Annotated in this window: 4 protein-coding genes; 2 read left to right on the forward strand and 2 right to left on the reverse strand. The window is 68.0% G+C overall.

The window, feature by feature from the left end; translation table 11 throughout:
* Nucleotides 1–111 precede the first annotated feature (111 nt).
* Together MJ783_RS22395 and MJ783_RS22400 are read right to left on the reverse strand one after the other, a co-directional pair.
* The gene (locus MJ783_RS22395; RefSeq protein WP_239313661.1) at nt 112–327 is read right to left on the reverse strand and encodes a hypothetical protein; all 216 of its coding nucleotides are present in this window, start codon (nt 325–327) and stop codon (nt 112–114) included.
* A gap of 371 nt (nt 328–698) precedes the next feature.
* A complete protein-coding gene (locus tag MJ783_RS22400) occupies nt 699–1,616 on the reverse strand; it encodes a sugar phosphate isomerase/epimerase (RefSeq protein WP_239313662.1) in 918 nt (305 codons plus the stop codon).
* Between the two features lie 246 nt (nt 1,617–1,862).
* Between MJ783_RS22400 and MJ783_RS22405 the strand changes: the two genes are divergently transcribed.
* Together MJ783_RS22405 and MJ783_RS22410 are read left to right on the forward strand one after the other, a co-directional pair.
* The gene (locus MJ783_RS22405) at nt 1,863–3,077 is read left to right on the forward strand and encodes an ROK family protein (protein WP_239313664.1); all 1,215 of its coding nucleotides are present in this window, start codon (nt 1,863–1,865) and stop codon (nt 3,075–3,077) included.
* Between the two features lie 451 nt (nt 3,078–3,528).
* Nucleotides 3,529–3,735, forward strand: a complete 207-nt coding sequence (locus MJ783_RS22410) for a hypothetical protein (RefSeq protein ID WP_239313666.1) — start codon at nt 3,529–3,531, stop codon at nt 3,733–3,735.
* Nucleotides 3,736–4,012 lie beyond the last annotated feature (277 nt).

Raw genomic sequence — 4,012 nt, forward strand, 5'->3', positions numbered from 1 at the left:
CCGCCTCGTTGTCGTCGGCCCAGGTAGAACACCGCTACCGGGTCCTCCTCCGCCTCGCGACGCATCCACCTGGCATCCGACAACCCCCGAAGGACTTCCAGCGCCGACCACTTAGTGCCGCGTGCGGCGGGACCTGTGCGGCCTGGCTAGTTCGTCGAGGGCGACAAGAACAGTGACGGCTACGCCAAGCGCAGCCCCGGCCGTGGGACTGGCCACGGCCACCGCGCCGCTGCCGGCCCCGGCTGCGATGACGAACGGCGTGACAAGGCGCCGCCGTGCCGGGTGTGCCGGCTCTGCCTCGTCGTCTTCGTTGTCCTGGTCGGCCACGGGAGAGCTCCTGACTCCTGTCCAGCTGGGGGTTCGGGGCGGCTTCGTCGCTGGCGTGGGACTGGTACGGGATGAGGGACCTACGGCGGGCGAGGGCATGGGACCGCGGTGATGGCAGCCCCGTGTCCGGTCCCGGTACTTGGGGTACCCGAGCGGGGCGTGATCCTGCACGGTGTTGCGGTGGGTGCCCGGCGCGGTCGTCGGCCTTCGTCTGCGGGGTCGGGGCGGGCTGTGGCCGGTGGGGACCTGCGCGTGTGTGGCCGATGGTTGGACGGGGTGCGGGCTGTGACTGCGTGTGATTTTTAGGTTTAAATCGGGACAAATATCTAGGTTGCCGGCCTGCAGTGCGCTCATGATCATATTAATTCGGATTAGGCAACGATGAGTGGGTGCAGGGTGCGATGCGCGATCCGCAGCCCGCGTTTGATGCGTTGTTCGCTTCCCTGCCAGACAGGGTCTTCGTGTTCGACGGCCACGACGCCGCTGTAGCCGGCCTCGTGGAGAAGATCGACCAGCCGCCGCCAATCGGCGTCGCCGAGGCCGGGGACACGGTATCTCCACCAGCCGGCGTCAAAGGGGTGGTGCCGCTCCACGGTCTTGCCGAAAACGCCGTAGCGCGTACGCGCGTGGACGTCGACCTGCGTGTCCTTCGCTTGGACATGGACGACCCAGTCCAGGTGGGCGCGCAGCGCCTGCACGGGGTCGATCCCCAGCCACAGCAGGTGGGAGGGGTCGTAGTTGAGGTGGAAGCCCAGCGAGGCGGCCCATTCCCATAATTCCGGGGAGTAGGCAAGGTTGGCTGGGTAGCCGTCCGGGTGCCACCCCTCCATCGGGCAGTTCTCGACGGCCAGCTTCACGCCGCGCTCCCCGGCGTGGTCGACCAGCGGTCGCAGCGCCGGGCCGGCGAGGGCCAGGTTCTCCCGCACGGTACGGGTAGTGTCCCGCCCGACGAAGGTGGTGACACAGGGGACAGACAGGGCCGCCGCGGCGTCGATGCAGGCCGCCAGATGCCGGTGGATGCGGCGGCGCTGGTCAGCGTCGTGGTGCAGGTTGTTCTCGTAGTAGCCGATCGCGGAGGCGACCAGGCCGTGCTCGGCCAGGATCGCCGCGGTCGTCTCGGCGCAGCCCGGGTCGGTGACATCCAGGTGGCTGGCGTGCGTTCCGCGGCCTTCCCCTGCCCGTGGCCAGGCGGCTATCTCGAGCGCCTGGTAGCCCGCCTGTTTCGCCCAGCCGGCGACCGAGCTCAGGTCGAGGTTCGGGAGACAGTCTGTGAAGAACCCGAGTTGCATGACACCTCCTGCACGGGTGGACACCGACCTCGACGAGGCGGCGCGGCTCGTCGAGGTCGGTGCGGGCTCGCACCCGGCGCGGCGGTCGGGACCGGGGTCGCGTCACTCCGGCGGTGCCAGCGGTGCCGGACTTCGACGGAAGCCTCTTATATCGAAGTCAACAGTAAGATCTGAAGTTTATGCTGTCAACAAGCACGGTCGAGTTCGATTTCGAACTATATAGGCGCCGCGCGGTACGGTAGCTTCATGGCTTCCTCTCCCCGCGCGGCGCATCCGGCGCCGGCCGCCGCGAAACCCCGGGAACTGGTCACCCTCAGCCGGCTCCTGCTGGAGGTCGCGAGCGGGCCGGCCGTCACCAGGGCCGACCTGGCGAGGGCGACCGGCCTGGCCAGGTCCACGGTGTCCCTGCATGTCGACAACCTCCGCCGGCGGGGAATCCTCAAGGAGGAGCGGGACGGGCACTCCACCGGCGGCCGGCACCCCTCCCGCCTAGGCCTCAACCCGCAGGCGGGTGTCATCCTCGCGGCCGACCTGGGCGTGACCCAGGCCCGACTGGCCGCCGCCGACCTCGACGGGCAGCCTCTGGCGGCCAGAAGCAAGGACATCAGGATCGGCGACGGCCCGCAATCGGTGCTCGCGTGGGTGGACGCGGGTTTCCAGCAGATGCTGGCCGAGGCCGGGCGGAAGCCGGCCGACGTCCTCGCTGTCGCCTGCGGCGTCCCCGGCCCGGTGGCACACGCGACCGGCACTGTGGTGAAGCCCCCGGTGATGCCTGGCTGGGACGACTACCGGATTCCCTCCTACTTCCAGCCGCGGTACGAAGCTCCGGTCTTGGTTGACAACGACGTCAACCTGATGGCGGTCGGCGAGCACAGGGCGCGGACCGGCGTCGAGCACATGCTGTTCGTCAAGGTCGGCACCGGCATCGGCTGCGGCATCATCAGCGGCGGTCGTATCCACCGCGGGGCGGACGGCGCGGCCGGCGACATCGGGCACATCCGCATCCCTGGCAACGACGCGACCTGCACCTGCGGGTACGTCGGCTGCCTCGAGGCAGCGGCCGGCGGCGGCGCGCTCGCGACGGAACTCCAGCGGAACGGCACGCGTGTCTCCGACGTCGGCGATGTCGCCCGTCTCGCCGCGGACGGCGACCCGTCGGCGCGACGGGCCATCCAGGTGGCCTCCGAGCAGATCGGGGGCGTCTTGGCCGCGCTCGTCAACTTCCATAACCCGTCCCTCGTCGTCGTCGGCGGGTCCCTGGCCGCATCCGACAACCTCGTCGCGGGCATCCGCAGCGGCATCTACGGACGCGCTCTCGCCCTCGGGACCAGATCGCTGACAGTCGAGGCCAGCAGACTCGGGAACACGGCCGGGACGGCAGGCGCAATCCATCTCGCGCAGCGGCACATCTTGTCCCCGGACGGACTCGCCGGCCTCCGGAAAAAACCGAAAACAGCATAGGGCGGGAGGGCACCGGCCTGGTGGCGCCGAAGCTGTGAGGCGCCGTCGCCGCGGAGGGCGGGATGGAGAGGGGACGATCGGCACTGACGGGGTCCAGACGATCCGCCTTGCCGTCACTCTGAGGGACTGTCGTTCTCCGGGCCTGGGATGGGAATCCGGCTCACGGTGGAGCGCACACGTGCGGCGAAACGCTCCGCACCGGCCCGTTCCAAGCAGCCGAGCAGGTCGGCCGTGCTCATCGGCGGGTGGCGTTTCTCCCCGGCGAGCCGGACGATGGTCGAGGTGACTTCGTTCTCGAACTCGGTGCACCGGCTCCACGGGCGGAGACCGCCGCCCTCGTGTGTGTGGCTGTCTGATTGCTCGACACGATGAAGATCGGTACCGGCGTGTCAAGGAGAGTCGTACACTGCTCTCATGCGGTAGTGATAGTAGGTGACACGTGGAGGTCGTCATGAATACCAGCAGCGCTGACTACCCCGTGTTTCCGTCGCGCCAGCCTCGTTTGTCGATCAATGAGTTGATCCGGGCTAAGAACGCTGAACCGATCCGGTCGTTGGCTGACCTGGAGGCCATGTCGGCTGACATTTTTGAGTCGGACGCAGAGCTGGACGAGTTCTTGGCGTTTACCTACGCCGAGCGCCGTCGGGACGTGGCGTGAGATAGGGATGCGTTCTGTCGTCGTAGACACCGACGTCTCCTCGATGATTATCAAGAAGCGTCTGCCAATCGCATTAGCAACCAAATTGATCAACACTCAGCCGTTCCTTACCTTCGTCACCCGTGCTGAGCTGATCAAGTGGGCTGAGGTTCGCAGCTGGGGGACGGGTAACCGTGCCCTTCTCGCCCGATGGATGGCTAGTGGTCGCCGCCGGAAGTTCGTCCAGAGTCTGCCGGCGCCAGACGGCGCCTCGCCTCGTTGTCGTCGGCCCAGGTAG

It is taken from the genome of Protofrankia sp. Cj3 (assembly GCF_917627355.1).
GTDB lineage: Bacteria > Actinomycetota > Actinomycetes > Frankiales > Frankiaceae > Protofrankia.

What these genes read in the sequence shown, in the direction of transcription:
- MJ783_RS22410 (WP_239313666.1), top strand. Translation starts at nt 3,529, where the DNA reads ATGAATACCAGCAGCGCTGACTACCCCGTGTTTCCGTCGCGCCAGCCT.
- MJ783_RS22405 (WP_239313664.1), top strand. Translation starts at nt 1,863, where the DNA reads ATGGCTTCCTCTCCCCGCGCGGCGCATCCGGCGCCGGCCGCCGCGAAA.
- MJ783_RS22400 (WP_239313662.1), bottom strand. Translation starts at nt 1,616, where the DNA reads ATGCAACTCGGGTTCTTCACAGACTGTCTCCCGAACCTCGACCTGAGC.